Origin of the sequence: Algoriphagus faecimaris (assembly GCF_900101705.1) — a bacterium.
GTDB lineage: Bacteria > Bacteroidota > Bacteroidia > Cytophagales > Cyclobacteriaceae > Algoriphagus > Algoriphagus faecimaris.
Window position 1 is genome coordinate 88,954 of record NZ_FNAC01000014.1, and the last position, 24,199, is coordinate 113,152.

26 protein-coding genes are annotated in these 24,199 nt (G+C 42.3%); 10 read left to right on the top strand and 16 right to left on the bottom strand.

All coding sequences use genetic code 11. The features are described from left to right. Window positions 1-86 precede the first annotated feature (86 nt). Window positions 87-1,616: a glutamine-hydrolyzing GMP synthase gene (guaA, locus tag BLQ57_RS09360; RefSeq protein WP_087938991.1), complete on the bottom strand. Its 1,530-nt coding sequence runs from the start codon at window positions 1,614-1,616 to the stop codon at window positions 87-89. Between the two features lie 197 nt (window positions 1,617-1,813). On the opposite strand from guaA, the gene BLQ57_RS09365 reads away from it, so the two are divergent. Beyond that, window positions 1,814-2,419 carry a hypothetical protein gene (locus BLQ57_RS09365; RefSeq protein WP_139162702.1) on the top strand — a complete coding sequence of 202 codons (606 nt, stop codon included), beginning with the start codon at window positions 1,814-1,816 and terminating at the stop codon, window positions 2,417-2,419. Here BLQ57_RS09365 and BLQ57_RS09370 read toward each other — a convergent pair. From BLQ57_RS09370 to BLQ57_RS09410, 9 genes are all read right to left on the bottom strand, one after another. Then, window positions 2,416-3,435: a phosphotriesterase family protein gene (locus BLQ57_RS09370; protein WP_087938993.1), complete on the bottom strand. Its 1,020-nt coding sequence runs from the start codon at window positions 3,433-3,435 to the stop codon at window positions 2,416-2,418. The genes BLQ57_RS09365 and BLQ57_RS09370 overlap by 4 nt on opposite strands. 55 nt (window positions 3,436-3,490) lie before the next feature. After that, window positions 3,491-4,486 (bottom strand): ligase-associated DNA damage response exonuclease, encoded by a 996-nt coding sequence (locus tag BLQ57_RS09375; RefSeq protein ID WP_087938994.1) that lies wholly within the window; start codon window positions 4,484-4,486, stop codon window positions 3,491-3,493. A gap of 42 nt (window positions 4,487-4,528) precedes the next feature. Further along, complete coding sequence (locus BLQ57_RS09380) at window positions 4,529-5,665, bottom strand: hypothetical protein (RefSeq protein WP_087938995.1); 1,137 nt, start codon at window positions 5,663-5,665, stop codon at window positions 4,529-4,531. Between the two features lie 66 nt (window positions 5,666-5,731). Then, a complete protein-coding gene (locus BLQ57_RS09385) occupies window positions 5,732-6,361 on the bottom strand; it encodes a flavin reductase family protein (protein ID WP_087938996.1) in 630 nt (209 codons plus the stop codon). Further along, window positions 6,358-6,801, bottom strand: a complete 444-nt coding sequence (locus BLQ57_RS09390; RefSeq protein WP_087938997.1) for a hypothetical protein — start codon at window positions 6,799-6,801, stop codon at window positions 6,358-6,360. Before BLQ57_RS09390 ends, BLQ57_RS09385 begins: the two co-directional genes overlap by 4 nt. Window positions 6,802-6,816: 15 nt before the next feature. Beyond that, window positions 6,817-7,080 carry a hypothetical protein gene (locus tag BLQ57_RS09395; protein WP_087939026.1) on the bottom strand — a complete coding sequence of 88 codons (264 nt, stop codon included), beginning with the start codon at window positions 7,078-7,080 and terminating at the stop codon, window positions 6,817-6,819. Window positions 7,081-7,151: 71 nt separating this feature from the next. Next, a complete protein-coding gene (locus tag BLQ57_RS09400) occupies window positions 7,152-7,832 on the bottom strand; it encodes an SDR family NAD(P)-dependent oxidoreductase (protein ID WP_087938998.1) in 681 nt (226 codons plus the stop codon). 110 nt (window positions 7,833-7,942) lie between these two features. After that, on the bottom strand, window positions 7,943-8,647 hold the full coding sequence (gene folE, locus BLQ57_RS09405; RefSeq protein ID WP_087938999.1) for a GTP cyclohydrolase I FolE: 705 nt from the start codon (window positions 8,645-8,647) through the stop codon (window positions 7,943-7,945). Further along, the gene (locus BLQ57_RS09410) at window positions 8,607-9,017 is read right to left on the bottom strand and encodes a 6-pyruvoyl trahydropterin synthase family protein (protein ID WP_087939027.1); all 411 of its coding nucleotides are present in this window, start codon (window positions 9,015-9,017) and stop codon (window positions 8,607-8,609) included. The genes folE and BLQ57_RS09410 overlap by 41 nt, the downstream gene beginning before the upstream one ends. A 233-nt stretch (window positions 9,018-9,250) precedes the next feature. Here BLQ57_RS09410 and BLQ57_RS09415 point away from each other — a divergent pair, with 233 nt between their 5' ends. Further along, the gene (locus tag BLQ57_RS09415) at window positions 9,251-9,946 is read left to right on the top strand and encodes a murein L,D-transpeptidase catalytic domain family protein (protein WP_087939000.1); all 696 of its coding nucleotides are present in this window, start codon (window positions 9,251-9,253) and stop codon (window positions 9,944-9,946) included. On the opposite strand, the gene BLQ57_RS09420 is transcribed toward BLQ57_RS09415, so the two are convergent. From BLQ57_RS09420 to BLQ57_RS09435, 4 genes are read right to left on the bottom strand one after another with little or no spacing between them, the layout of a single operon-like run. Further along, window positions 9,947-11,548 (bottom strand): L,D-transpeptidase family protein, encoded by a 1,602-nt coding sequence (locus BLQ57_RS09420; protein ID WP_087939001.1) that lies wholly within the window; start codon window positions 11,546-11,548, stop codon window positions 9,947-9,949. A gap of 3 nt (window positions 11,549-11,551) precedes the next feature. Beyond that, window positions 11,552-12,400, bottom strand: coding sequence for a 3-deoxy-8-phosphooctulonate synthase (gene kdsA, locus BLQ57_RS09425; RefSeq protein WP_087939002.1), 849 nt, complete (start codon window positions 12,398-12,400; stop codon window positions 11,552-11,554). An 8-nt stretch (window positions 12,401-12,408) separates the two neighbouring features. Further along, window positions 12,409-12,975, bottom strand: a complete 567-nt coding sequence (locus BLQ57_RS09430) for a KdsC family phosphatase (protein WP_087939003.1) — start codon at window positions 12,973-12,975, stop codon at window positions 12,409-12,411. Continuing rightward, the gene (locus BLQ57_RS09435) at window positions 12,957-14,498 is read right to left on the bottom strand and encodes a bifunctional GNAT family N-acetyltransferase/carbon-nitrogen hydrolase family protein (protein ID WP_087939004.1); all 1,542 of its coding nucleotides are present in this window, start codon (window positions 14,496-14,498) and stop codon (window positions 12,957-12,959) included. Before BLQ57_RS09435 ends, BLQ57_RS09430 begins: the two co-directional genes overlap by 19 nt. A 236-nt stretch (window positions 14,499-14,734) precedes the next feature. Here BLQ57_RS09435 and BLQ57_RS09440 point away from each other — a divergent pair, with 236 nt between their 5' ends. From BLQ57_RS09440 to BLQ57_RS09455, 4 genes are all read left to right on the top strand, one after another. Continuing rightward, on the top strand, window positions 14,735-15,577 hold the full coding sequence (locus BLQ57_RS09440; RefSeq protein ID WP_394331262.1) for a mechanosensitive ion channel family protein: 843 nt from the start codon (window positions 14,735-14,737) through the stop codon (window positions 15,575-15,577). A gap of 2 nt (window positions 15,578-15,579) precedes the next feature. Beyond that, window positions 15,580-17,046, top strand: a complete 1,467-nt coding sequence (locus BLQ57_RS09445; RefSeq protein WP_087939006.1) for a potassium/proton antiporter — start codon at window positions 15,580-15,582, stop codon at window positions 17,044-17,046. A gap of 64 nt (window positions 17,047-17,110) precedes the next feature. Beyond that, complete coding sequence (locus BLQ57_RS09450) at window positions 17,111-18,034, top strand: hypothetical protein (protein WP_087939007.1); 924 nt, start codon at window positions 17,111-17,113, stop codon at window positions 18,032-18,034. 358 nt (window positions 18,035-18,392) lie between these two features. Beyond that, window positions 18,393-20,057, top strand: coding sequence for a Na/Pi cotransporter family protein (locus BLQ57_RS09455; protein WP_087939008.1), 1,665 nt, complete (start codon window positions 18,393-18,395; stop codon window positions 20,055-20,057). Here the strand turns inward: BLQ57_RS09455 and BLQ57_RS09460 are convergent. Next, a complete protein-coding gene (locus BLQ57_RS09460; RefSeq protein WP_087939009.1) occupies window positions 20,054-20,878 on the bottom strand; it encodes a universal stress protein in 825 nt (274 codons plus the stop codon). The two genes, BLQ57_RS09455 and BLQ57_RS09460, sit on opposite strands and share 4 nt — an antisense overlap. A gap of 278 nt (window positions 20,879-21,156) precedes the next feature. Between BLQ57_RS09460 and BLQ57_RS09465 the strand changes: the two genes are divergently transcribed. Next, window positions 21,157-21,807: a glycosyltransferase family 2 protein gene (locus tag BLQ57_RS09465; RefSeq protein WP_087939010.1), complete on the top strand. Its 651-nt coding sequence runs from the start codon at window positions 21,157-21,159 to the stop codon at window positions 21,805-21,807. A gap of 2 nt (window positions 21,808-21,809) precedes the next feature. Then, the gene (locus tag BLQ57_RS09470) at window positions 21,810-22,559 is read left to right on the top strand and encodes a hypothetical protein (protein ID WP_087939011.1); all 750 of its coding nucleotides are present in this window, start codon (window positions 21,810-21,812) and stop codon (window positions 22,557-22,559) included. Window positions 22,560-22,615: 56 nt separating this feature from the next. Here BLQ57_RS09470 and BLQ57_RS09475 read toward each other — a convergent pair whose 3' ends face one another. Next, window positions 22,616-23,077 carry a GNAT family N-acetyltransferase gene (locus BLQ57_RS09475; protein ID WP_087939012.1) on the bottom strand — a complete coding sequence of 154 codons (462 nt, stop codon included), beginning with the start codon at window positions 23,075-23,077 and terminating at the stop codon, window positions 22,616-22,618. A gap of 70 nt (window positions 23,078-23,147) precedes the next feature. Between BLQ57_RS09475 and BLQ57_RS09480 the strand changes: the two genes are divergently transcribed. Next, window positions 23,148-23,654: a RidA family protein gene (locus tag BLQ57_RS09480; protein ID WP_087939013.1), complete on the top strand. Its 507-nt coding sequence runs from the start codon at window positions 23,148-23,150 to the stop codon at window positions 23,652-23,654. Between the two features lie 280 nt (window positions 23,655-23,934). Beyond that, the coding region (locus BLQ57_RS09490; protein ID WP_092824065.1) for a transposase at window positions 23,935-24,199 on the top strand (265 nt) is incomplete at its 3' end.

Genomic DNA, 24,199 nt, shown 5'->3' on the forward strand with positions numbered 1-24,199 from the left:
ACCCAAAGTTCGGGCCGAAATACCCCTACCATGAAAAAACCCGAAGAATGCTCTCCGGGTTTCTATTTTTTTGAAATAAAGGATAATTACTCCCATTCGATCGTCGCTGGCGGCTTAGAAGAAATGTCATACACCACTCGGTTGACACCTTTTACCTTATTGATGATTTCATTGGACATTTTTCCAAGAAATTCATAAGGTAAATGAATCCAATCGGCAGTCATTCCATCTACTGAGCCAACCGCCCTCAAGGCTACAACACGCTCGTAAGTTCGCTCATCTCCCATCACTCCTACGGATTGGATAGGAAGCAAAATCGCTCCTGCCTGCCACACTTGATCATAGAGCCCGTGATTTTTTAATCCCTGAATGAAAATATGGTCCACTTCCTGTAGCGTAGCAACTTTCTCAGGAGTGATATCTCCCAAAATACGGATGGCTAATCCTGGGCCGGGGAATGGGTGTCTCCCGACGATAGCCTCCGGAATCTCCAAAGCTCTCCCCACTTCTCTTACTTCGTCTTTGAAAAGCGTATTCAAGGGCTCCACCACAGACAATTTCATGAAATCAGGCAGACCTCCCACATTATGATGGGATTTGATAGTGGCTGATGGACCTTTAACTGATACCGATTCGATCACATCCGGATAGATGGTTCCTTGCCCTAGCCATTTGACACCGTCGATTTTATGTGCTTCATCATCAAAAACCTCGATAAATGCTCTGCCGATTGCCTTTCGCTTGGCCTCAGGGTCAGAGATTCCTGCTAAGGCATCGTAAAACCGCTGCTTGGCATCTACTCCGATCACATTAAGCCCCATATCCTTATAGGAATGAAGGACTTCTTCAAATTCATTTTTGCGCAGCAGGCCATTATCTACAAACACACAGGTCAATTGATCTCCGATAGCCCTGTGAATCAACGTAGCAGCCACAGAAGAGTCCACTCCTCCGGAGAGCCCCATGACCACTTTGTCCGAACCGATTTTTTCTTTCAGTTCTGCCACACTAGCATCAATAAATACATCCGAAGTCCAATCTTGCGAACAGCCAGAAATAGAAACTACAAAATTCCTCAGGAGATTCTTTCCTTCGGTAGAATGGGTCACCTCAGGGTGAAACTGAATTCCGTAGGTTTTTTCTCCTTCGATCTTAAATGCTGCCACTTCTACCGATGAGGTACTGGCGATGACCTCAAATCCTTCCGGCAATTTCTTGATGGTATCGCCATGCGACATCCACACTTGAGAACCGTGAGTCATCTCTTTCAATAGGTCATGATGCAAATCAATGTGATCGAGGTTAGCTCGTCCATATTCTCTGATCGTAGAAGGCAATACTTCACCTCCGTATTTGTGGGCTAAAAGTTGTGAACCGTAGCATACACCCAAAATCGGAAGCTTCCCACGAAGGCTATCCAAATCTAAATCTGGTGCTCCTTCATCACGCACACTACAGGGAGAGCCTGAAAGGATGATGCCTTTGATGTCTTCCGTGATTTCAGGAACATTGTTATAAGGGTGGATTTCACAATACACATTCAGTTCTCTGACTCTTCGGGCGATGAGTTGGGTGTACTGAGAACCAAAATCGAGGATCAAAATTTGTTCTGCCATGCGCAAAGGTAAGCAGGACGAGTGGTTTGGTAAAGGTTGGCAAAGAAAATTTGGTGCAGTTTCAGATTTTTGAGAGTCAAAACATCAAAACTCGCTGATTTTCAATTATTAAGATTTTTTATGTTAATAAAACTAAATCATAATTCAATATTTATCCTTTAGGCCACATCTTTACTGCGAACCAAAAAACTTTTACAATGAAAACAAAAACTACTATTCTGCTAATGTTTCTTGCGATATTTCTTCATTTCGGGCTTCAAGCTCAAGAAAAAGAAAAAATAAGGTACACTTTCGGTGCAGGTGCTACCCATGATGGAAATTTACTCCTTTGGGGGCTCAATTTTGTCAATGAGGTGGACATTCCGATCAGTAAGCGTTTCACTTTCACGCCATCGCTTACATTTTATCATTCCATCGGTACAACTGAGCCTAATGGCCGTTTTGCCTCACAAAAAAGTGAAGACTTTTCCTCTGGTATTTTCTTCAATCCCAAGCTCAAATACGACATCCTTCAAAAGAATAATGGATTCAAGCTTTCCCTCTCTGCGGGACCATCACTAAATATTGGCAGCCAGTCTTTTGTCAGCCCATTTTTGTTTTCGGACCCCGATGAACCAGAACTTATCCTTTCTTCCAGAAGCTTTGTCAGATTGGGCTTATGGATGGAGCTAGAGGCTGAGTGGAACACCAAAAACCCCAACATCAAAAATGGAGTTGGACTATCGGTTTCGGGATATGAAAAATACATGCCTTGGTACATCAATGCCACCTACAAAATCAAGTTTAAATCCTTTGGAAACTAGCGGAATATTTGATCAATTGGCCTAAAAAAAGCTAAAACTGGATTTTCTACTAAAAGCTGATTCCAGTCCTCGTCTTGGAATCCCATTTCATTGAGGATCGGGATCAGCTCTTCGAAAATCGAGGTGAAAGGTTGGAAATCCCCGCCTTCAGGCTTGGCAGGATCATACCATCCTGCATCATGAGAAATCAAAACACGGTCTAAAAATCCGTTTTCCTTAGCATAAAGTAAGCGCTCCACATAAGGATCAATTCCCCATCCTATTCCATCCAAACTGATCCAAACGCCCAATTCGGCAGCTTTTTGGTAGTTTTCAAAATCTTCCTCAGCTTGAGCATGAACCCATACAAAAGCCGAAGGATCTATTCCCATTTCCTGAAGAATCGCCACTTCTTGCGATGCTGTCATCCAAGTTCCTGTGTGAGAAGCGATTGTCAGGCCAGTATTCTGATAAGTCAGCCCTGCTGCCCTGACCAGTTTTTGGTCTACGGAGGAAAGGGGTTCCGATTCATTGACCGAGATTTTGATAAAAGTAGGTTTGATTCCGGTTTCCTCAATACCATTTTCAAATTCAGCAGTCCAGCGATTGGATAGCTCCTCAGCAGATTCTGTCAATGCGTGTGCCGGTAAATATTTCCCCTCCACGGCTCCATAGTATCCCGTATTGGTGAGAATTTGAATTCCGGATTTCTCGCTGAGTTGCTGTAGCAAAACAGGGTCTTTTCCCAAATAAGAAGGAGTACATTCCAAAATCGTCTTTACCCCGTACTTTTTTACCTCCATCAAATAAGGAAGTACTTTTTGCACCACAGAGTCCCTATCCCATCGGTCCAAACTCACGGAGTCGGCTCCGATAAAATCCACGAGCATGTGCTCATGAATCAGGATTAAACCCAGAGAATCAATGGAAATATCTCCTGTCACAGAATGAATCAAGACAGGATCCTCTTGCTCATTCTTGGATTGGCAGGCGACAAAAATGAAAAGTATCAGGATGGCTTTTAGGTTTTTCTTCATCTTCCGGGCATGTTTATCACGAATGAAGATACCAGAAAAGCACTAAAATTACGATTTACTCTTCCTCTTCTGTTCCAAAAAGCGTCTGCAACTCTACCGCATCGATTCCTTTCTCCTCTTGAAGAAAGCGTACAAAAGAGGCTGTACTGCCGTGAGTCAGGTACACTTTCTCGGCTTCTGTGGACTCTATTGCCTGAATTAATCCCTCCCAATCTGCATGATCAGAAAGTACAAATCCCCGATCGGCAGCTCGTCTCCTCCTCGTTCCGCGAACTGCCATCCAACCCGAACATATCCCTGTTCGATAAGGTGAAAACCGCCTCATCCATGGTGTACCAAAGGCAGAGGGAGGTGCTATAATCATCGCTCCTTTGAATTCACTTTTTGGAGTTTCTTGGGTGACTTTTGGGACATCGGGAATTGCTGTTCCATGAGCCAGCAAAGCTTGGTTAGTATTCCAGACCGCCCCATGGACAAAAATTTTCCCAATACTTGGATCGAGATGCTTTAGGATTCGCTGAGCCTTGCCCAAAGAGTAAGCGAAAAGCACCGAATTGCGTCCTTCTTGAGCATTGGTTTTCCACCAAGAATTGACCTGACTAAAAATTTCCTGTTGAGGTTCCCACTTGTAGATCGGCAAACCAAAGGTGCATTCGGATACAAATTCATGGCACTTTACCGGCTCGAAAGGAGCAGATAAGCCGTCATCTTCTACTTTGTAATCTCCGCTGACTACGGCTATTTTACCCTTGTGTTCCAATCTGATCTGGGATGAACCCGGAATATGACCGGCAGGATGAAGGGAGATTTTCACCCCGTTCATTTCGATCGTCTGAGCATAATCTACTGTTTCCAAACTGATCTCAGCACCAAGCCGAAGCTTCATCACCTCGGCAGAGTCATGATGGGCCAAGTAATGCTTCATCCCCCATCGGGAATGATCCGAATGTGCATGCGTAATAACTGCCCGATCTACCGGTCGCCATGGATCGATAAAAACCCCTGCAGGAGGGCAAAAAAGTCCAGAATCGGTAAGCTCAAGTAGTTTCATTTTAGTCGAGTTTCTATCATCACTCACCTGAGTCAAAAATGTTTATCGGAGTTCATAAAAATATAAGGTCTGTGCATCTCGTTCGACAGCATTTGGGTCCTCCCCCGGCTTGGCATTTACGGAATACAACAGGTCTTTTTTTACATTAAGTTTGATGGGCCATTCTCCTTCCCAGATTTTATCCTTTCCTTTGAAAATCTGGTAAACGGGTGTCTTATACTTCTTCTTTAAGGCCTGATATTTTTCATCACCTACTACCCGACGATCTAAAGCATCCACTTCCTCTGCTGGTGCAGCCCTCAAATACCAGGTAAGCAAATGATCATTGGAAAAGACAAAGTTTTCATAGCGAGAGCCCTTGAGCTCTTCAAAGAATAACCCAAAATTATCCCCTGGGCTAGGATTTGTATTTTTAAAATCCTGCCTGGGATTTAAATGCAAAGAATCTATTAGCACCAATTCCGGAAATTTGTATTCATACAAATAGGGGGTCATAAAAAACTGAAGGTAAAGTTTATCATCTCGAATCAGGGCATTAGCATCGTAGGAAAAATATTCTCCGGGATCATTAAGATAATTTAATGATTGGGGAACGGGCGCTGAAAACAATTCATTCGACTCGTGATCTGAGACTTTCAAAAAATCATAGACATCCATTTTCCATTGATCATCAACTCGGATTTGATCAATATCTGATTCCAAAAATCCAAATTTGAATTGATAATTTTTGTCAACCACAAAACCAGGGGTATCTCCACTCATTCTACTTAAAATCCGTACATGGGCCATTTTAAAATCCTTTAGAGTAAATTTTAAATCATATAGGTAAGTACCCGAGAATGTTTCTACTAGGATTTGATCATCTCCCACAAATCTACACGCTGAAAAATAGCCTGATTTATAGCTATTTGGACCATCTCCTGTACGGTTGGCAGTGATTAGTATTTGTCCTGAGGGATCAGTTAAAATCAATTCATTGCTTTGAAAATCGAAAAACAAAAAATGCTTTCCATCCTCACTGTAGTCGAGCAGCGTAGGGACAACCAAGCGATCAATTTGCATGCTGTCTACCAAGGTTAATTCGGGAATTTGACCTAATTTTTCTTCTGCATTCTGATTGGAAGTTTCGCAAGAAAACAAACAAAAAGTAATCAATGCCAAAAGGAGATAGGTTTTCATGTTTCTAAAATTTTCTTCAAAAAACGAAAACTTAATTTAATTTCAAAATAGACTACTTCAGAAAAATCAAATTTCTTCTACCTCACGATCTGATTTTGCATAGCTTAATCTCCCTAGTTTTTGCCCTACATGATATTCGTCCAGACCGGAAACTGTCACTGTTTCAAGAATATTCAAATCCAATGAACCATCAGCTCTCAGCCCTTTTTCATCTACAAAAATATGATCTATACTGCCTATCACCAGTATAGTCTGATTGACCTGAAGTGTCTGAGTTTCTACCAAACTACAACCTAGCCGAACAGGGCTTCCTTTGACAAAGGGTGCGGGAAATTCTTCAAAATACTCAGGATCGATCCCTGTACCTTCAAATTCGCTTCCATCCCATCTAGCAGAAGTCCAATGGGCTTCCTTGTAAAATTCCGGACTGACTTGATTCAATGTAAAATACCCTGTATCCAAGATATTTTCCAGAGTATCTCTTTTGACTGTGTGTGGACGCACCAAAATCCCCACCAAAGGAGGGGATGCACCGATGTGGAATACTTGAGAAAAAGGAGCGAGATTCGTTTGACCTTGTTTGTTTTGAGTCCCAATCAAATTCAAACTTTTATATCCTGAAAGGCAATTGATTAGGTTTCTTCTGAAAAAAGAATCCGATTCCAGAATACTCTCCTTGGAAAAATACTTCATCATCGCTGTATGGCTTCCTCGATCGAATCGCAGTATTTGATATCCAATTGATCAATGATGTTGTCAGGATAGGTTTCCAAGATTTGTTTTTTTGCGATTTGAACCATTTTCTCAAACCACTTCTCATCAGGAAGAATTTTTCTGTGAGTTTTCACCCCGTACTGAAGCATTTCTTTTTTCCAGTGGATGAAATACCATTCCATCGTAGGCTGATGGAAAGCGCGTAGAGAGCGCTTATCGAATATAAATTTTTCGAAATTACCCGCTTTGACTATATCCCCAATCTTATGAAAAGCTTCTTTGAAGTCATCTATAGGAATGTAATCCGCTAGTAACTCACAGATGACGATTTTTTTGTCAGTGTTGACAAAAACACGTGTATATCTCTCTTCAAAAGCCAGTTCAAAATCTCGCGTTTCGGATGTAAATAAGGTGTCGTTCATAGCAAGATGATGGAATTAGTATAAGGTTTTTTTACGCTGATTTTCAGAACGATTCACTTCATCTTTGAATTGCTCCAGTCGAACCTCGAGATTAGAAGCATACTCCAAAGTAGTACGCATCATGTCCTGTTGCGATCTGATTTGCTCTTTCAATCTGGCAAGTTCTTGGTTCACGTCAGCCAATTTATTTTCATATTCTTTCTTCAGCCTTTCTTTTTCAAGTTGGGCTTTCCTCAACTCTTCCTTAAACAAAAGGAATGATTCAGGTGGAGTCTTCATATTCACAGCTCTATCTCTTCGGGACCATACCCATGGTTAGTACAATATTTTAATAGGAATTGTTTAATCATTTATTTCAAATTGGACATTCCCCCATCCAAATGAATGATCTGACCCGTCATCCAAGATGAGGATTCTGAAAGCAAAAAGACGGTAGCATTGGCGATATCCTCAGGACTTCCTATTCGGCCTAGGGGATGTCGCTTATTGCTTGCCTCTTTTTTATCTTCTGTAGAAAGCAGCGTAGATGCAAGCGGCGTATCCGTCAAGGATGGTGCAATAGCATTAACACGGATTTTGGCAGGTGCCCATTCAGCAGCTAATGAGCGAGTCAGTCCCTCTATGGCTCCCTTGGCTGCTGCTATTCCCGCATGAAAACCCATTCCCGTCTGCACTGCAACTGTACTGTACAATACGACGGAAGGGGAAGTCGATTTTTTTAATGCTTTCATACAAGCCTGAAGCACCCTGACAGCACCCAAAAAATTAATATCTAATTCTTGCTGAAAATCAGCTATCGAAATTCTATGAAAGGGTTTAAGATTGATCGTACCAGGTAAATATACTAATCCATCGATCGTATCAGGAAGATTCGGAATCTCATCAAAATCTGAGGCGGTGTCCAACTCGGTTGTTCCATCACCACTTTTAGAATATAAAAAAAGACGGGCTCCCTGAGCTTCCAATTGCTCGACGACAGCCTTACCTATTCCAGAATTCCCTCCGATTATTACAATATTTTTTTCTTGCATTATTTCTTGTTTTGATACTCTATAAATCAATTTGAGAAGCTTTTTGTTTGGACAAAAACAAAAAAACCGGAAACAAGCTCCGGTTTTTAAGTTGGTTTAGCTTATTTAAATTATTTCTCCATACTGATGTATTTCAGAAATTCATTTCTTGATTGCTCATCCCTTTCAAACTTACCTGAATAGAAAGAAGTGACCGTGGAACTGTTGGTATCATTGACACCTCTTGAGCTTACACACATGTGATAAGCATCCATGATGACCGCTACATCTTCAGTCCCCAATACTTCTTTGAGTTCGTTTCCGATTTGCACGGTCAATCTCTCCTGTACTTGTGGACGCTTAGAGTAATATTGTACTATCCGATTGATTTTAGACAGTCCGATTACGTTACCATTTGAAATGTAAGCGACATGTGCTTTTCCGTAGATAGGCACAAAATGATGTTCGCAATGAGAATGAAAAGTGATATCCTTTTCCACTAGCATTTCGCTATACTTATATTTATTTTCAAAAAGCTTTGCAGCCGGTTTGTTTTTGGGGTTGAGTCCCGCAAAAACTTCTTTGACATACATCTTTGCGACACGATGTGGTGTACCCTTCAAGCTGTCATCTGTCAGATCCAGCCCGAGAATATTCATGATCTCGCGAAAGTGTTTTTCAATTAGCTCAACCTTAAGATTATCATCCATCTCAAAAGCATCTTCTCTGAGTGGGGTCTCAAGGGAGGTTCCAACATGCTCCTCTCCGATTTCCTCGAAGGCAGCTCGGGCTAAATCAATTCCCATCGTATTCAACATAGTTTCTTTCTGTTTCATAAAGTCGAATTATTAATTCGAATTTCCGATCAATTTTTTCCCTCAAAATATTCCAAATAACCACTGCAATATTTTCAGCAGAGGGGTTGAGTTCTTTGAATTCATCGGTATCCAAGTTTAGGTTTTTGTGGTCAAATTTATTTAATACATGCTCCTTGATAAGATCACTGAGCTTTTTCATGTCATACACATATCCCGTGACAGGGTCTATTTCGCCTCGAAGCTGTACGATCAAATCATAATTGTGGCCATGATAATTAGCATTATTACATTTACCAAAAATTGACTCGTTTTCTTCAGCGCTTAGCGTAGGATTATTGAGGCGATGCGCTGCATTGAAATGTTCTTTACGGAATACGGATACTTTCATCATCATAGGAAACAGCAGTATTTTCTATTTTGTTTAATTATTTTCTTTTTTCTTTAAACAAATTATTCAACCTACTGCTATTCAATTATTTATTTACTTAAAATTTTCTTCAAAATTAGTACATCATCCTAGATCTTCAAGGATTTTATTTTTACCAATTAATGAACGATTTCTAGTACTTTGATAGTTCATTAAACGGCTACAGATTATTTCACCCAAATCACCCCAGTCCTATGCCCATCATTCAATTGACTTCATTGTTGCTATTGCTGTCCCTACTCAGCCCAAGGATTGACGGTAGGCTCAATCCGGAAATTCCCGCAGTAGAAATCCTTCCCGAAAAAGACAAATCCCTTTATGAGGTATTAAAAGCAAATAGCGCTGATGTCCCCGATCCACAAATTTTAGAGCTGGCACTCGAAGGATATGAAAAGCTGGAAAACCAATTGTCCAATCCTAATTTGACGATTATTGATTTTACACGGCCCTCTACCGAGAAGCGCATGTGGATTATCAACCCCAAAGAAGGCAAGGTACTCCTACAGTCTGTCGTGGCGCATGGAAGAAATTCAGGTCAGTTGATGGCTACTCAATTTTCTAATCGTCCGGAGTCCTATCAGAGCAGTATTGGATTTTATAAGACAGCAGAGACTTATCAGGGAAAACACGGCTATTCTCTTCGATTGGATGGATTAGAGAAAGGCATCAACGATCAAGCTAGAAATCGAGCCATTGTAATCCATGGAGCCGCCTATGCCACGGAGGAGTTTGCCAAAAATACGGGTCGACTCGGGCGAAGTTTGGGCTGTCCTGCCTTGCCCTCTCAGCTTTCTGCACAAGCTATCGATTTAATCAAAGAGGGTTCCTTGATGCTGATCTATGGCAATGACGAGGCTTATATTCAAAACCCTCCCCTTCTGCAGCCTTGATTATTCCTGCAGTTTTTGCCAGAGCTGCTCATCAAGCCCATAGATGTCATTTTTAAAAAGCGCTTTACCCTGATCATCTGACCAATAGGTAAAATACATGATCCAAACCGGTATTTTTTGACTTAATCTTACTTCCGTTTCCACCGTCTGAGTCATTGCCGTTCTCACTTTTTCTTCCGTCCACTCCGGCTGCTCTCTTAGTAGAAACAATGCAAATTCGAGAGGCTTCTTCATCCGAATACATCCATGACTAAAGGCCCTATTTTGCCTAAAAAACAACTGCTTTGCAGGTGTGTCATGCAGGTAAATATGATGAGAATTTGGAAACATAAACTTCACCAAACCCAGCGAATTGTGAGGCCCCGGTTGCTGCCGTATCCAATAGGGGAAGGACCTCGAATTCCAATCTACAGCGGAAGGGTTTACGACTCTGCCAGCGGAAATTATTTCCATCCTGTTTCGCGTCAGATAAGAGGGGTCTCTACGCACTGCCGGTACGATTTCATTTCTAGTAATAGAGTTTGGCACATTCCAATACGGGCTGAAAATCAAATGACTCAATTCAGCACTGAAAATTGGGGTTTTATTTCTCACTGTCCCTACAATCACATCAGATGAAAACAGCGTATCTGCTCCATCAAGATAGGCCATTTTAAAATCCGGAATATTTACCAATACTTTTTCCCCTTCAAGCATACCTTCTGGAATCCAGCGCATACGCTCCAGGTTGACAGCTAGCTGTTGCATTTTTGTTTTTGGAGAGGCATTAAGCGCTGTCAGCGTATTTTTCCCAATGATTCCATCATCCTCAAGTCCAAAGTCAACTTGAAGCCTACGAACCGCCTGCCACATACTGGAGTCGTACAAATCAGGAATTGAATCCAGCCAAGAATAAAAACCGAAACCCAATTTCCTTAATCGCTGATCGATGAGCGGGACCTTTGGATGCCTGTCGCCCAGTTTGAGGACTTTATCAAGCCTAATCTCATCCCATTCCTCAGCAGCATGAAGCAGTTCCAGCTCTAGCTCCATCATGGTCTTTCTGCCCGCAGCATAAGCACTCAGGGATGGTCTTGCCTCTTCCAGAAGATTGGACAAGTACCAAAAACCAGTCACTCGCTTCAAAAAATCCAGAATTACTGCAGGCTCTCTTTGCTTTTTTAAATCCCAAATCCCAGAAAGTTCGGCCGGATCCACCTTGCCAAACTTCAAGTGATCGATCAATCGATAAAATGAAAGCGTCAAGAGCCCTTCCAACTCCAGCAAGTCTTTTTGGTTCGGAGGAGTTTTACGATCCAAAAATTGCTGGAAAAGTCGATCGATCTCAGATAATTCGTATTCTTCGGGATTCAATCCATCAAACCGAATCTGTGCGATGGACTCCTTGAGGTCAAAAGCCAGCTGATTGGGCTGAGTATCAGTGATCCAAATCAGTTGAAAATTTCTCTCCTCATAGAAAGAGTAAACCAAAGCATGCTCCTTAGGAGATAGGGTTTGTTTTTTTCTTTCTAGAAAATGAGTCAAACCTTCCTTTTCTGTCTGGGAAAACGAAAAAGTAGCCAAAAGGCTAAATCCTATACAAAAGAGGAGGAAGAGGCGCATGACCTATTCGACCTGAAAATTCTGATATTTTCTTCCCAAGGTCCAAGCATCTTTGAGCATGGATAGAAAGTCCCCCATTCGATGCAGCGGAATAAGATTAGGACCGTCACTGAGTGCTTTACTGGGTTCCGGGTGAGTCTCAATGAAAAATCCATCGATACCTGTAGCCGCTGCAGCTCTTGCCAAAACAGGAGCAAATTCACGCTGTCCTCCACTACTTCCTCCTTGACCCCCGGGCTGCTGTACAGAATGTGTAATATCAAAAACTACCGGAGCAAACTGTCTCATAATCGGAAGTCCTCGCATATCCACCACTAGATTATGATATCCCAAAGAAAAACCCCGCTCTGTCAAGCATACATTTTCATTTCCGCCTTCTCGAACTTTTTTCACAGCGTATTGCATGTCTTCAGGAGCCATAAACTGCCCTCTTTTGATTTTTACGGCTTTCCCCGTCGCCGCAGCTGCCAAAAGCAGATCCGTCTGACGGCACAAAAAGGCAGGAATCTGTAGTACATCTACCACCTCTGCTACTTCCGCCGCTTGATAACTCTCATGGATATCCGTGACTAGTGGAACATCCAGTGCCTTGCCTACACGCTGAAGTACTTCTAAACTTTTATCCATCCCTATACTTCGGAAGGAGCCAGAAGAAGTCCTGTTAGCTTTATCAAAGGAGGCTTTAAACACATAATCAAATCCATTTTCGGCAGCCCATGCTTTTACTTTGGTGCCAATTTCCAGGCAGATATCAAAACTCTCAACGGCACAGGGGCCTGAAAAAAGAACCGGACGCTCGCTACCCAAAATCACAGAATCAGTGATCTTCATGGGGCTGGTATTTATATTCATCATTGGTGTTAATCTAAGTAAGACTGAATAATTGAGGGGAATTTCCCCTGCGAAAAAAGAATCAAATCGGCAGTTTCTCGGAATACTCCTTTCCCTCCCTCAAATCTTGAGATATAATGCGCCATAGGCTTAACATAGGTGAGCGCATCTAATGGAGCGACCGAAAGTCCGACCTGCTTCATGATAGGAATATCGATAAGATCATCTCCAATATACGCAACTTCTCTCAGCTCTATTTCTAAAGTCTCCAAAAGCTCTTCCAATTTCTTGCCTTTGTCCTTGATTCCATGATAATGAAAATCAAATTTAAGCTCTTCGCAGCGATTCTCTACCACAGGCGAGGATCTGCCAGTAATAGCCCCGACCATGATTCGATTTTTTCGGAGGTGCTTTACGATCAATCCGTCTTTTACATTGTACTTTTTATACTCGGTGCGGTGGTCATCATAGATGATTCCTCCATCGGTCAGGACTCCATCTACATCAGTGATTAGGAGTTTGATTTGGGAAGCTTTCGCTATGACCTCCTCGGAAATATCCTCGAAATAGGCTTGGATTATTTTTTCTGCTTCCATTGGATCGAATATAGGTCTAATCTTCTTTGCTCTAGATTTCTTACACTTCCCGCTTTACGCTGCTTGGTCAACAAGTCCAAGTCCACGTCCGCCACTATGGTAGTTTCGGCATTTTCAGAGGCTTGGGCCACGATAGAATCATGGGGAAAAGAAAAATCAGAAGGGCTATAAATAGCAGCCTGAGAATACTGAATATCCATATTCTCTACTTTGGGTAGGTTTCCCACCGAACCTGTGATAGCTACATAGCACTCATTTTCTATTGCCCTGGCTTTTGCACAGGTATTGACACGCAGAAAGGCGTTTTTGGTATCTGTCCAATAAGGCACAAATAAAATATCCATATCCTGCTCGGCTAGAATTCTACCCAATTCGGGGAATTCGACATCATAACAAATCAAGATACCTACCCTACCGGCATCGGTGTCAAATACATGGATACCATTTCCTCCCTGCAGTCCCCAATAGGATGCTTCATCAGGTGTGATGTGAAGCTTGTATTGCTTGGCCTGTGTACCATCTCTGCGACAGAGATAGGAAACGTTTCTGAGTTTTTTACCATCGTACTCGGGCATGGACCCCGCTATGATGTTGACATTATACGAGACTGCCAAATCACTCATTCTACTCACAATCTCATCCGTATAATCGGCAAGATTCCGGATGGCTTCTGAAGCATCCATGTCGTTAAACTCTGACAGAAGTGGCGCATTGAAAAATTCGGGAAGCAAACAAAAATCCGACTTGTATCCCGAGACGGTATCCACGAAAAACTCCACCTGCTGCATCAAGTCGTCCACATTGGAGAAGCGACGCATTTTCCACTGCACCAAACCCAACCTCACGATCGACTTTTTATTACCGATCAGCTTTTCATCCTTCTCATAGTAAATATTGATCCACTCGAGCAAGGTTGCGTAAGCCCGCGAATCCTTATCCTCAGGTAGGTATTTGGTGATTACCTTTCTTACGTGAAATTCATTGGCCAATTGAAACGAAAGTACCGGATCAAAAACCTCGCGATTTTTGACCAAATCGATGTACTTCCTTGGAGTCATTTCATCGGCGTAGTTGGTGTATCCAGGAATCCGTCCACCCGCGATGATAGACCGAAGGTTGAGATTTTCACAAAGCTCTTTTCGGGTATCGTACAAACGCCTGCCGAGACGCATTCCTCTGTACTCCTGATGGACAAAAACATCCGTCCCATACAAGGTATCTCCCTCTGGATCATGGGTGTCAAACTTCCCATATCCCGTAATCTGATCGTAGGTATGATTGTCCCCAAACTGGGCATAATCCACAATGATACTAAAAGCGGATGCTACTACTTTTCCATTATCTTCGATACAGATTTGTCCTTCCGGAAAGGCTTTGATCTGATTTTTAAGTTCCTGTCGTGTCCAAGCCATCCCTTTATCCTGATAGATGGACATCATGATTTCTCGAATATCTTCGTAATCTCCAGGCTTAATATTTCGGAGTTTGAGACGATGCTCTAATTCTTCTCTTTTCTGACTCATTTTACAAAATTAACTAAATTCAATCAAAAATTTCAAAAGCGATAGTTTGAGCATTGGAAAACAAAATAATATACCGAATACCAAAACTATTTGAAATTTGATAGGGTTAGGCTGTACTTTTTTAAGTATTATTAGGATCAAATTTCGATAATGTCCTGCGATATTTCATGCAAAACGATTCAATAAATAATTCAAGTGACAATTCCTCAAGTTTGATCCAGTGGCTGGAAGATGTCATGAATATCAGTTTATTTCATCTTGGCGATTCTCATCTGACTTTGGGTTTGTTACTGGCTTTGATATTTTCATTTGCCGCCCTATTTATCATTTCAGAATGGATCAGAAAATTAATGGTCCACCGGATTCTCTCCCGATACGATTTGGCTACCGGAACCAAGCAATCCATTGGGACCATGGTCAAATACGTGCTGATCATCATCGGTGTTTTTACCATTTTACAGACCAATGGGATTGACTTGAGTGCTCTCGGGGTTTTGGCAGGTGCCATCGGGGTCGGAATCGGGTTTGGTCTTCAAAATATCACTAATAATTTTATTAGCGGATTAATTATCCTTTTCGAGCAGCCGATCAAAGTCGGCGACCGAATCGAAGTTGGTGATGTGACCGGAGATGTGATCAAAATCTCCGCCCGGGCTACAATGGTCGTGACCAATGACAACATCACGATTATTGTCCCAAATAGTCAGTTTATTGATTCCCAAGTGATCAACTGGTCGCACAGTGATCGGATGGTTCGGTTTAATTTTCCGGTGGGTGTGGCCTACAAAGAGGAACCACAGCGAATCCGAACACTTCTGCTCGAGGTCGCTAAAGAAAATGACGGAGTGCTGACCAAACCGGAGCCCGACGTATTGCTTACAGAATACGGTGACAGCAGTATCAATTTTATTTTGAGGGTGTGGACTTCGGAATACATCAACAAACCGGTGGTGCTAAAAAGTCAGCTTTATTACGCTATTTTTCAAAAGTTTAAAGATGCGGGAGTAGAGATCCCATTTCCACAGCGTGATATTTACATTAAGTCTGCTCCTACGGATCATTCCTTATCAGAAAAATAATCATGAATCTGACGAGTGAAAATATTCTTTTAATAGGTTCTAGTCTATTGATCATAAGTATATTGATTGGTAAGTCCTCCTCAAAATTTGGCGTTCCGATTCTCGTCCTTTTTCTAGCACTTGGCATGATTGCCGGGTCAGACGGAATTATCGGGATTCATTTTGACAACCCCACTATTGCTCAATTTATCGGGGTGGTTTCGCTTAATTTTATCCTTTTCTCGGGAGGATTGGAGACTGACTGGAAAACAGTTAGACCAGTCCTTTGGGAAGGAATCTCACTATCCACGGTTGGCGTTTTAGCCACAGCGCTTTCCTTGGGTCTATTTATCCATTTGGTAACTGATTTTACTCTTTATGAAGGATTACTGCTCGGCGCTATCGTGTCTTCTACAGATGCAGCAGCGGTTTTTTCGATATTGAGATCGAAAAGTATTGCCTTAAAGTCGAATCTACGCCCAACTCTTGAACTCGAGAGTGGCTCCAATGATCCCATGGCCTATGTATTGACGATTTCATTTCTTTCTCTGGTAATCAATCCCGAAAAATCAATATGGGAAATTATACCGGTATTTTTAAGTCAAATGATCATTGGAGGTTTGATAGGTTTATTGTTTGGAAGGCTAAGCAAAAGCATCATTAATATGATAAAGCTAGGCTTCGAAGGACTCTACCCAGTCATGATGATTGGAATCATGTTTTTTGTTTTTTCGTTTGCGGATTTTTTAGGGGGAAACGGATTTTTGGCAATTTACATTGCAGCAGTGTACATTGGCAATCAAGAATTAATCCATAAGAAATCCATACTTAAATTTTTTGACGGAGTCGCTTGGTTGATGCAAATCGTCCTCTTTCTGACCTTAGGACTTTTGGTTTTCCCTTCCCAACTACTCCCTTATTTGGGCATAGGGATTTTAATTGCACTATTTCAGATCATTTTTGCAAGACCCATTGGAGTTTACCTTAGCTTATTTCCATTCAAAATGAAAAATAGACGAAGGTTATTCATTTCATGGGTTGGGTTGAGAGGAGCTGTTCCGATTGTATTTGCTACATACCCTTTGATCGCAGGGATAGATAAAGCCCCAGCAATCTTCAATATCGTCTTTTTCATTTCTTTATTATCTGTCCTTCTCCAAGGAACTACTCTTGGACTTTTTGCCAAATGGCTCCATGTAGCACTCCCCGAAAAAGCAAAACCAAAACTTCCTATAGACCAAATTTTTGAAGAGAGTACCAAAACAAGGATGGAAGAAATCGAAATCAAAGAGGGCGATTATCCCGTAGAGAAGCGTATTGTAGATTTGGGTTTCCCCAAAGGAGCAATCATTGCAATGATCAAACGAGGGGAAAACTACATCACTCCAAATGGATACACAGAAATTAAAGCTGGGGATATACTTATTGTACTATCTAGTGATGACAAAGTGATAAAAGATGTTTATAAATCTCTATCTTTCAAGATATAATACTTTTGAAATTGATATATAAGCAGTATTTTTCGAAAAATCAGCCCTAGCTGAAAATAAGTCCATGCGTGTATTTCTATTCTTGGTAGTTTTTTTTATCATTCAAAGTGGCTTTTCCCAAAGCTTCTACCGCTACCGTTTTGAGGAGCCTTGGTCATTTTCTGCCAGCTTGGGTCCTACACAGTATTTTGGTGAGCTTTATTCCTTCTGGAAATACAATGAAGGCGTACAGCCCGACTGGAATGCCAACGTCGCCTTTCACTACACCTTTGGCACACACTTAAGAGCTCGGGGAGAATTTTCTTACATCAAAATGTCCGGACAGGATCCCCCTTCCGATCCTAGAGCCTTCCGTACGCCAAGGGATCTTCATTTTCGTGCTAGAAACTGGGAAATGACTGGAATAGTCGAGTACTATTGGTATCCGGTCAAAGTACCTAACATCCACCGTCCACTCTGGAATCCCTACATTTTCTTTGGCATCGGCATGTCGACCAATAATCCCGAAGCGCAACTCGATGGGGTCTGGAGGGACTTGCGTCCGCTACAATTAGAAAACAACCCTTACGAGCGATACATCACGGTATTCCCTATGGGATTAGGCTTGAAATACAAGCTCAATGTTTACATGGATCTGATCATTGAGGGCAACTACCGCTTTACCCTCACCGATTACATGGATGATATTTCAGCCTATAATGTGAGTGAGTTTTATTTGGATTTGGTGGATGATTACGTCAGTGGTAATAATCCGGACAGGCTTAGGCTAGCCATTCGGAATCCTGATTTTTTGGATGACAATGGAATGCCCGATGTGGCTAAAATCCTGAGAAATAACGGGCGAGTTCGCAGAGGATCAGGGCTACGTCATCGCTATGATGGCTACATGACAGTCAATGTGGGACTGGAGATTCACTTCTCGAGAGACATCTTCCAAAACTGGATCTTCCGAGACAGAATCAATGAAAAAAGATTCCGTTTCTGGTAATTTTTGGATGGAGATTAAAGACCGAAGACAGGAGATAGAGGACCCAGCTACGGCTGACGGCTGAAGTTTTCTTTAAATGGATTTACAAGCTGATTTTAGGCGGTTTAATATCTTTATATGCAAAGAAGCTGACGATCATAATTTTTTATATATATATCCGCTTTCTTACCAGTAAGAAGACTGAACGGCCTAAAACAAGGCTGGAAGTTCAATTTCAGGGAACTTCGGTCTTCCAACCTAATAAGCAAAGGAAATAAGGTTACTGGTGTTATTACGGATAATCATGATTTTTTATTATTCCTTTAAAAAACCTATTTTTCATTTGCTGTACCCACGCTATCATCTAGGGCAATAACAAATGAGCGACTTTAATTATTGGGAGTTTCTGGCGGGTTTGGGAATCTTCCTCCTTGGCATGGGCCAAATGGAAGGAGCACTCAAGGAGCTCGCCGGGAAATCATTTAGAAATCTACTTCAAAAATTTACCAATAAACCTTGGAAAGGCATATTGGTGGGTACTGGGATTACGGCTATTTTACAAAGTAGCTCTTTGGTCACTTTGATGGTTTTGGCCTTTTTGGGAGCGGGTATTTTAAACCTTCATCATGCCATGGGCGTGATTTTAGGCGCCAATCTCGGCACAACGATCACCGCTTGGATTGTGGCCACCTTCGGATTCAAAATCAGCATTGCGGCCATTTCATTTCCTTTTATTGGATTTGGATCATTGATGACTGTCTTTTTTGCGCAGCGGACCATCCTCAGAAACCTCGGTTTGTTTATGCTTGGTTTTGGTTTTCTGTTTTTCGGAATAGAATTGATGAAAGGATCGATTGAGGAAATCGCCAATCAAGTAGCTATAGAGCGATTCAGAGAAGTGTCTCTTATCGTTTTTTTAATCATCGGTATCCTGCTTACTGCTTTGATTCAGTCGAGTTCGGCCACGCTAGTCATACTGCTTTCTGCGATTAATGCTCAAGTGATAGGATTGGAACAGGCCGCGGCAGCGACCATAGGCGCAAATATCGGCACGACCATCACCGTGGTATTAGGGGCCTTAGCAGGAACCCCTGACAAAAAGCGCTTGGCCCTTTTGCATTCCTTATTTAATGTCATTTCCGGACTCTTGGTGTTCATCTTCCTCCATCAGATTATGGATTGGATCCTGAGTCAGGAAATAGGAAAAGATCCCTTAATCGATCTGGTACTATTTAACACCTTTTTGAATCTTTTTGGAATACTGCTCTTCTACCCATTCCTCCGTCCTCTGGAAAAATGGCTTAAACATCGATTTGTAGAAGAAACACAAGCAGTGACCTCTTACATTCAGAATGTCGATATCGAGATCCCCGAGGTAGCCATCAAAGCATTGGAGAAAGAACTGGATCAGTTATACCAAAAAACCAGGTTGTATATCAAGCTAAACTTAGGCCTGGAAAAACCTGATCACAAGGACAGCTTCTGGTCCAAGGTCCTCGGGAAACCCTTTGAGCAGATAGGGCTTTATAATAATATGAAAGCCATAGAGGATGAAATCACAGCTTACCATCTAAAATTACAAGCGAGTAGCATCAAAGAGGAAGAAGCAAAGCAACTCACCTCCATTATGCTTTCATTGCGGTTGATGATTTTTGCGGCCAAAGACTTCAAGGATATCTCTCATAATTTGGCCGAACTTCAAAACGCCTCCCGCAACCTGCCCAAAAATTTCCTGAAAAAAGTCCAAAGGATCAGTACCGAAGTTCTACAAAATATCGAGCAGATCAATCAAAACACCAATACCGTATTGGAAGTGCCTCAGTGGCTGAGTGGACTCGAGTCCATGGCGGACCAATTAATTGAGGAAACCTATGAGGAGGCAAGAACGCATAAAACCGATGTGCCTTTTTCTACGCTTACCAATGTGACGAAAGAGTTTCTCAGAGGGCTATACAATTTGGGTGCTGCCGTATTGCACCGACAGCACCCAATCAATGAGGTCATAGATCAAGAAACACTTGCCAAAGCACCTCCTAAGGATTAAACCTTCACACTCAATATTCCCAAGTCACCCTTGAACAAGATGGTCTCAGTGGTACTGATTTGATAGGTCGGGCTCTTATCATGCTTGCCTGTGACTACGGCAAGCCACTTGATGCCGGACTCTTGGCAGAAGCCTAGGATACCTTTTTCAACTTCACCGTCATTGTAAGTATGCTGATGAAAGACAATCTCCTCATTTCCGGATTGGAAAAGATCCATTCCTTTTTTAACCTCATCCGAGGAGGTGAATTTGTCAGGCGTATTGACAAACAGCAGGTGGACACTGGATTTGAAAGCCTTCACCAAGGATTTGATTTTTGCAAAAGCTTGTTTGGAATCAGGATGGAAAGTAGATGCAAAGGCTATTTTTCTGAAATCATTACCATCCAACGCTTCTTTCACTGCCAAAACAGGGACAGTTGATTTTCTGAGAACTTTTTGCAGGGTAGAACCGATAAATTTACCCTGACTGTAGCCCTTACCGTAAGCCCCCATCACGATGAGATCTGCAGAAAACTCCTCCGCTACTCTCAGGATCAGCTCATTGGGTACTCCGATGCGAACCTCCTGCACGATGTCAGCCTTAGCTGGAGCGACTTCATGAATATAATCCGGCAAAATTCGCTCAGCCTCTTCCTTCTCCTCCCGGAGTTCGGTGTATTTCAGCTTTGCCTCATCGGAAAGCTTGTCATAATCCACTTCAGAAGGAATGACGGTGACACAAATTATTTTAGCCCCTGATTTTACGCTTACTTTTTGGGCCGTTTTCAGAGCCGCTAGAGAATAGGGGGAAAAATCGAAAGGAATGACTATCGTTTTCATGGCTAGGTTGTTTTTGATTCATAGCAAATCTCTCAAAATTCACGGCCTATTCTGGTGAGGGATATCACTGGGAAAAATGATAAAAATCAGCAACTTAGAAAATCGATTTCCAACCCAATGATCCTATCGCCTTTAAAAAAAAAGTAATTTATCCTGTTTAAAACAACACAAACAGGTGATTTCCAAAGATAATTTCGGCACCAATAGTCCATTACTAATCAAAAAAGCAGAACTTGCAATGCTATTTCAGCCCCTACTAAATTCTCCGCTATACCAAAATGAGCCCTAAAGTGACAATCAGTGTATTGATGGCGGTGTACAATACGCCCTATGAGTTGGTGAAAAGAGCACTCGACTCTGTCATGAATCAGGATTTTAAGGATTTCGAACTCCTCGTCATCGATGATGGCAGCGCACTGGACCTGAGCCAAAAACTGATTCAGTATGGCATGGCTTACGAAGATAAAATCAGCTATATCCGAAGCCAAAACGTAGGACAGTCCATCGCGGTCAATCGTGCCGTTCACTTTGCCAAAGGAGAATACATCACCATCATCGATTCGGATGACGAATACAAGTCCAATCACCTCTCCTCCTGTCTTCTAGAAATGAAACATGCGGATCTTATTTCCTCCCTGACAGAAACAGTGGTCTCCAGTTCGGAAGATTACTACGTAGTCGATAAGCACGATTTGCAAAAAAACATCCACGTAGATGACTGTATTCTTTTTGCTACTCTTTTTGGAAAAAGAGAGGTCTTCAAAACCATCCATTTCGAAAACCGCTATTCTGCCGATTCTTACTTTTACGAGCAAGCCTCCAAAAAATACAAAGTCAAAAAATCCCCCAGCAGAACCTACATTTATTACAGAAACATCGCCTCCAGCATCACCGCGCTCCACAAGCAAAGTAGATCGCTACAGCCTTAATCATGGATAAAATTTATGGGAATTTAATTTGTGCCTCATTATTTACCGGCGCCTACGATGTCAATCGCAACGAGATACTGCCCAATGATGATTTTCGAATCATCGAAAAATGGTGTCAATCCATCCAAGCTCTCGGTTTGAAAGGCCTCGTTTTCCACAATCATTTTACTGAGAAAACCCTTTCTTCCGCTAATCCGGACTTTATCCAATTTATAAGGGTGGACTTTGAAGGTCCACTCAGCGCAAATGCATTTAGGTACCTGGTGTATGCTGATTTTTTGAAAAAACACTACACTCAAATCAAAAACATATTTTTCACAGATATTGCGGATGTGGAAGTAGTAAAAAATCCTTTTGAAGATTCCTTTTACACCGAAAACCCCATGAGTATTTTCTGCGGAGATGAGGAAGAAACCTTGGATAATCCCTGGATGAAGGCGCACAGTACCCACCTTCGAAATCAGATTCCTGATTTCACCTCCTATGAACAGGCCAATAGCCATCAGCAGCTGCTCAACTGTGGCATCATCGGAGGAAAAATAAGCCATATCCTCCCCCTGATGCAGCAGCTCAGCTACATTCACCGGACCTACACCATTACCAATCAAACACCCTATACCTTGGATATGGGCGCATTTAATTATGTAATGAGAACAGCTTTCGAGAATCAAATCAAGCATGGGCCGCCCGTCAATACCCGATTCAAAAGCTATGAGTCAGCCCGAACCGATTGCTGGTTTAGGCATAAATAATCCTCGGAAAAAACAGCCGACCTTCGCCTTGCGGCTGAACCTACTTCAAAGAAGACTTAGAGCGTCAACTCCATTTTCAAGTCACAGCGACAGTACTTGTCCTGCCCTTCTTTAGAATCGACAAAACCCAGCTTCCGGTAGATTTTCAGCGCCGCCTCCAGTTTGGTATGGGTATATAGCTCCACCTTTTTGGCTCCCAATTCCCTAGCTTTCTCCAAAATCGCCTTTCCCAAAGCCAATCCTATCCCCTTTCCCTGTGCAGATTTTTTCACCCCCATCTTGATCAACTCATAGCGTTGCTCATCCACTTTGGACAGGCCGACGGTCCCCACGATTTCTCCGGCCCACTCGGCAAAAAGGATACATCCCCCCTGATCTAAAATCGTAGCTTGAGGATTTTCCAGTTGTGCCCTGTCAAAGGGCTCGACCGAAAAAAGCGCTTCTACCCACTCTTGGTTGATGGACTTAAATTCATTTTTAAGTTCCTCCCGGAAGGGAATGATATTGATTGCCGACATAATTTTGGAAGGTTTGAGAAAGCGAATTAGAAAATTTCTGCTAGATTAGTTTTCATAAAGCAAAAATCCTATGAAGAAATTTATTTTAATCGCAATGGTACTTTTTGGTTATTCCCATTTTAGTCAAGCCCAAAGTCCCGAAGAAAAATTGAAAGCACTAGGGCTGGAACTGCCCGAAGTCAGTCAACCCATGGCCAATTATGTCAAATGGAAGCAGGTAGGCAATGTACTTTACCTAGCGGGCAACGGTCCCGATGTCTATGGAAAAGTCGGTGCCGACCTGACACCCGAGCAGGGCTATCAGGCAGCCCGGGAAACCGGACTCGAGATCCTCGCCGTACTCAAAGCCGCTACGGGAGATTTGTCCCGCATCAAGCAATTCGTCAAGGTCCTGGGAATGGTCAATTCAGCCCCCGATTTTACGGGACATCCTGCGGTGATCAACGGCTTCTCCGATCTGATGGTAGAGGTCTTTGGCGAAAAGGGCAAACATGCCCGCTCTGCAGTGGGAGTTGCGGCTTTGCCCAATGACATCGCTGTAGAGATAGAAGTCATCGTCGAATTGGAAGATCAATAATCAGCGTATTCCCTCTTTTGATTTTGCTACTCAATAGAAAATGTGAATTGAATTTCGCTAGTGGAACGTCAATTGAAACTAAGAGAAGGTGTATTTATCCCCCGTATTTGGGGGGTTGATTGGATAAAAGGTGAATTAAAAAGTAAGTTGTTCTTCATGCAAAAAGGCCAAGGTGCAAATAGGCACATTTGGTTTTTGCCGACCCACACTTGCCTTGTGAGCATACCCCAAAAATTGGGGCAGTAAATTAAGTTAAAAATTAACCTTTAAATTTACTGCGATGACCACAAGAAGAAAATTTACCTCGAAGTTCAAGACCAAGGTGGTTTTGGAACTGTTGAAAGAGCGCTCCTCACTTGCCGAGCTTGCTCAGAAGTATGAACTGGCACCCCAGCAGCTCAGCAACTGGAAACGTGAGTTTCTCAACGGCGCCGAAGAGGTCTTTGAAAAAGGCGGCAAAAACAAGAAAGATCCGGCCGATGAAGAGAAAGACCAATTGCTCAAAACCATTGGCAAGCTTAAAGTTGAGGTTGATTTTTTAAAAG

Excerpts from the sequence above, each read along its gene's own strand:
- guaA (WP_087938991.1), bottom strand. The coding sequence starts at position 1,616 with ATGGCAGAACAAATTTTGATCCTCGATTTTGGTTCTCAGTACACCCAA.
- BLQ57_RS09365 (WP_139162702.1), top strand. The coding sequence starts at position 1,814 with ATGAAAACAAAAACTACTATTCTGCTAATGTTTCTTGCGATATTTCTT.
- BLQ57_RS09370 (WP_087938993.1), bottom strand. The coding sequence starts at position 3,435 with ATGAAGAAAAACCTAAAAGCCATCCTGATACTTTTCATTTTTGTCGCC.
- BLQ57_RS09375 (WP_087938994.1), bottom strand. The coding sequence starts at position 4,486 with ATGAAACTACTTGAGCTTACCGATTCTGGACTTTTTTGCCCTCCTGCA.
- BLQ57_RS09380 (WP_087938995.1), bottom strand. The coding sequence starts at position 5,665 with ATGAAAACCTATCTCCTTTTGGCATTGATTACTTTTTGTTTGTTTTCT.
- BLQ57_RS09385 (WP_087938996.1), bottom strand. The coding sequence starts at position 6,361 with ATGATGAAGTATTTTTCCAAGGAGAGTATTCTGGAATCGGATTCTTTT.
- BLQ57_RS09390 (WP_087938997.1), bottom strand. The coding sequence starts at position 6,801 with ATGAACGACACCTTATTTACATCCGAAACGCGAGATTTTGAACTGGCT.
- BLQ57_RS09395 (WP_087939026.1), bottom strand. The coding sequence starts at position 7,080 with ATGAAGACTCCACCTGAATCATTCCTTTTGTTTAAGGAAGAGTTGAGG.
- BLQ57_RS09400 (WP_087938998.1), bottom strand. The coding sequence starts at position 7,832 with ATGCAAGAAAAAAATATTGTAATAATCGGAGGGAATTCTGGAATAGGT.
- folE (WP_087938999.1), bottom strand. The coding sequence starts at position 8,647 with ATGAAACAGAAAGAAACTATGTTGAATACGATGGGAATTGATTTAGCC.
- BLQ57_RS09410 (WP_087939027.1), bottom strand. The coding sequence starts at position 9,017 with ATGAAAGTATCCGTATTCCGTAAAGAACATTTCAATGCAGCGCATCGC.
- BLQ57_RS09415 (WP_087939000.1), top strand. The coding sequence starts at position 9,251 with ATGCCCATCATTCAATTGACTTCATTGTTGCTATTGCTGTCCCTACTC.
- BLQ57_RS09420 (WP_087939001.1), bottom strand. The coding sequence starts at position 11,548 with ATGCGCCTCTTCCTCCTCTTTTGTATAGGATTTAGCCTTTTGGCTACT.
- kdsA (WP_087939002.1), bottom strand. The coding sequence starts at position 12,400 with ATGAATATAAATACCAGCCCCATGAAGATCACTGATTCTGTGATTTTG.
- BLQ57_RS09430 (WP_087939003.1), bottom strand. The coding sequence starts at position 12,975 with ATGGAAGCAGAAAAAATAATCCAAGCCTATTTCGAGGATATTTCCGAG.
- BLQ57_RS09435 (WP_087939004.1), bottom strand. The coding sequence starts at position 14,498 with ATGAGTCAGAAAAGAGAAGAATTAGAGCATCGTCTCAAACTCCGAAAT.
- BLQ57_RS09440 (WP_394331262.1), top strand. The coding sequence starts at position 14,735 with ATGAATATCAGTTTATTTCATCTTGGCGATTCTCATCTGACTTTGGGT.
- BLQ57_RS09445 (WP_087939006.1), top strand. The coding sequence starts at position 15,580 with ATGAATCTGACGAGTGAAAATATTCTTTTAATAGGTTCTAGTCTATTG.
- BLQ57_RS09450 (WP_087939007.1), top strand. The coding sequence starts at position 17,111 with ATGCGTGTATTTCTATTCTTGGTAGTTTTTTTTATCATTCAAAGTGGC.
- BLQ57_RS09455 (WP_087939008.1), top strand. The coding sequence starts at position 18,393 with ATGAGCGACTTTAATTATTGGGAGTTTCTGGCGGGTTTGGGAATCTTC.
- BLQ57_RS09460 (WP_087939009.1), bottom strand. The coding sequence starts at position 20,878 with ATGAAAACGATAGTCATTCCTTTCGATTTTTCCCCCTATTCTCTAGCG.
- BLQ57_RS09465 (WP_087939010.1), top strand. The coding sequence starts at position 21,157 with ATGAGCCCTAAAGTGACAATCAGTGTATTGATGGCGGTGTACAATACG.
- BLQ57_RS09470 (WP_087939011.1), top strand. The coding sequence starts at position 21,810 with ATGGATAAAATTTATGGGAATTTAATTTGTGCCTCATTATTTACCGGC.
- BLQ57_RS09475 (WP_087939012.1), bottom strand. The coding sequence starts at position 23,077 with ATGTCGGCAATCAATATCATTCCCTTCCGGGAGGAACTTAAAAATGAA.
- BLQ57_RS09480 (WP_087939013.1), top strand. The coding sequence starts at position 23,148 with ATGAAGAAATTTATTTTAATCGCAATGGTACTTTTTGGTTATTCCCAT.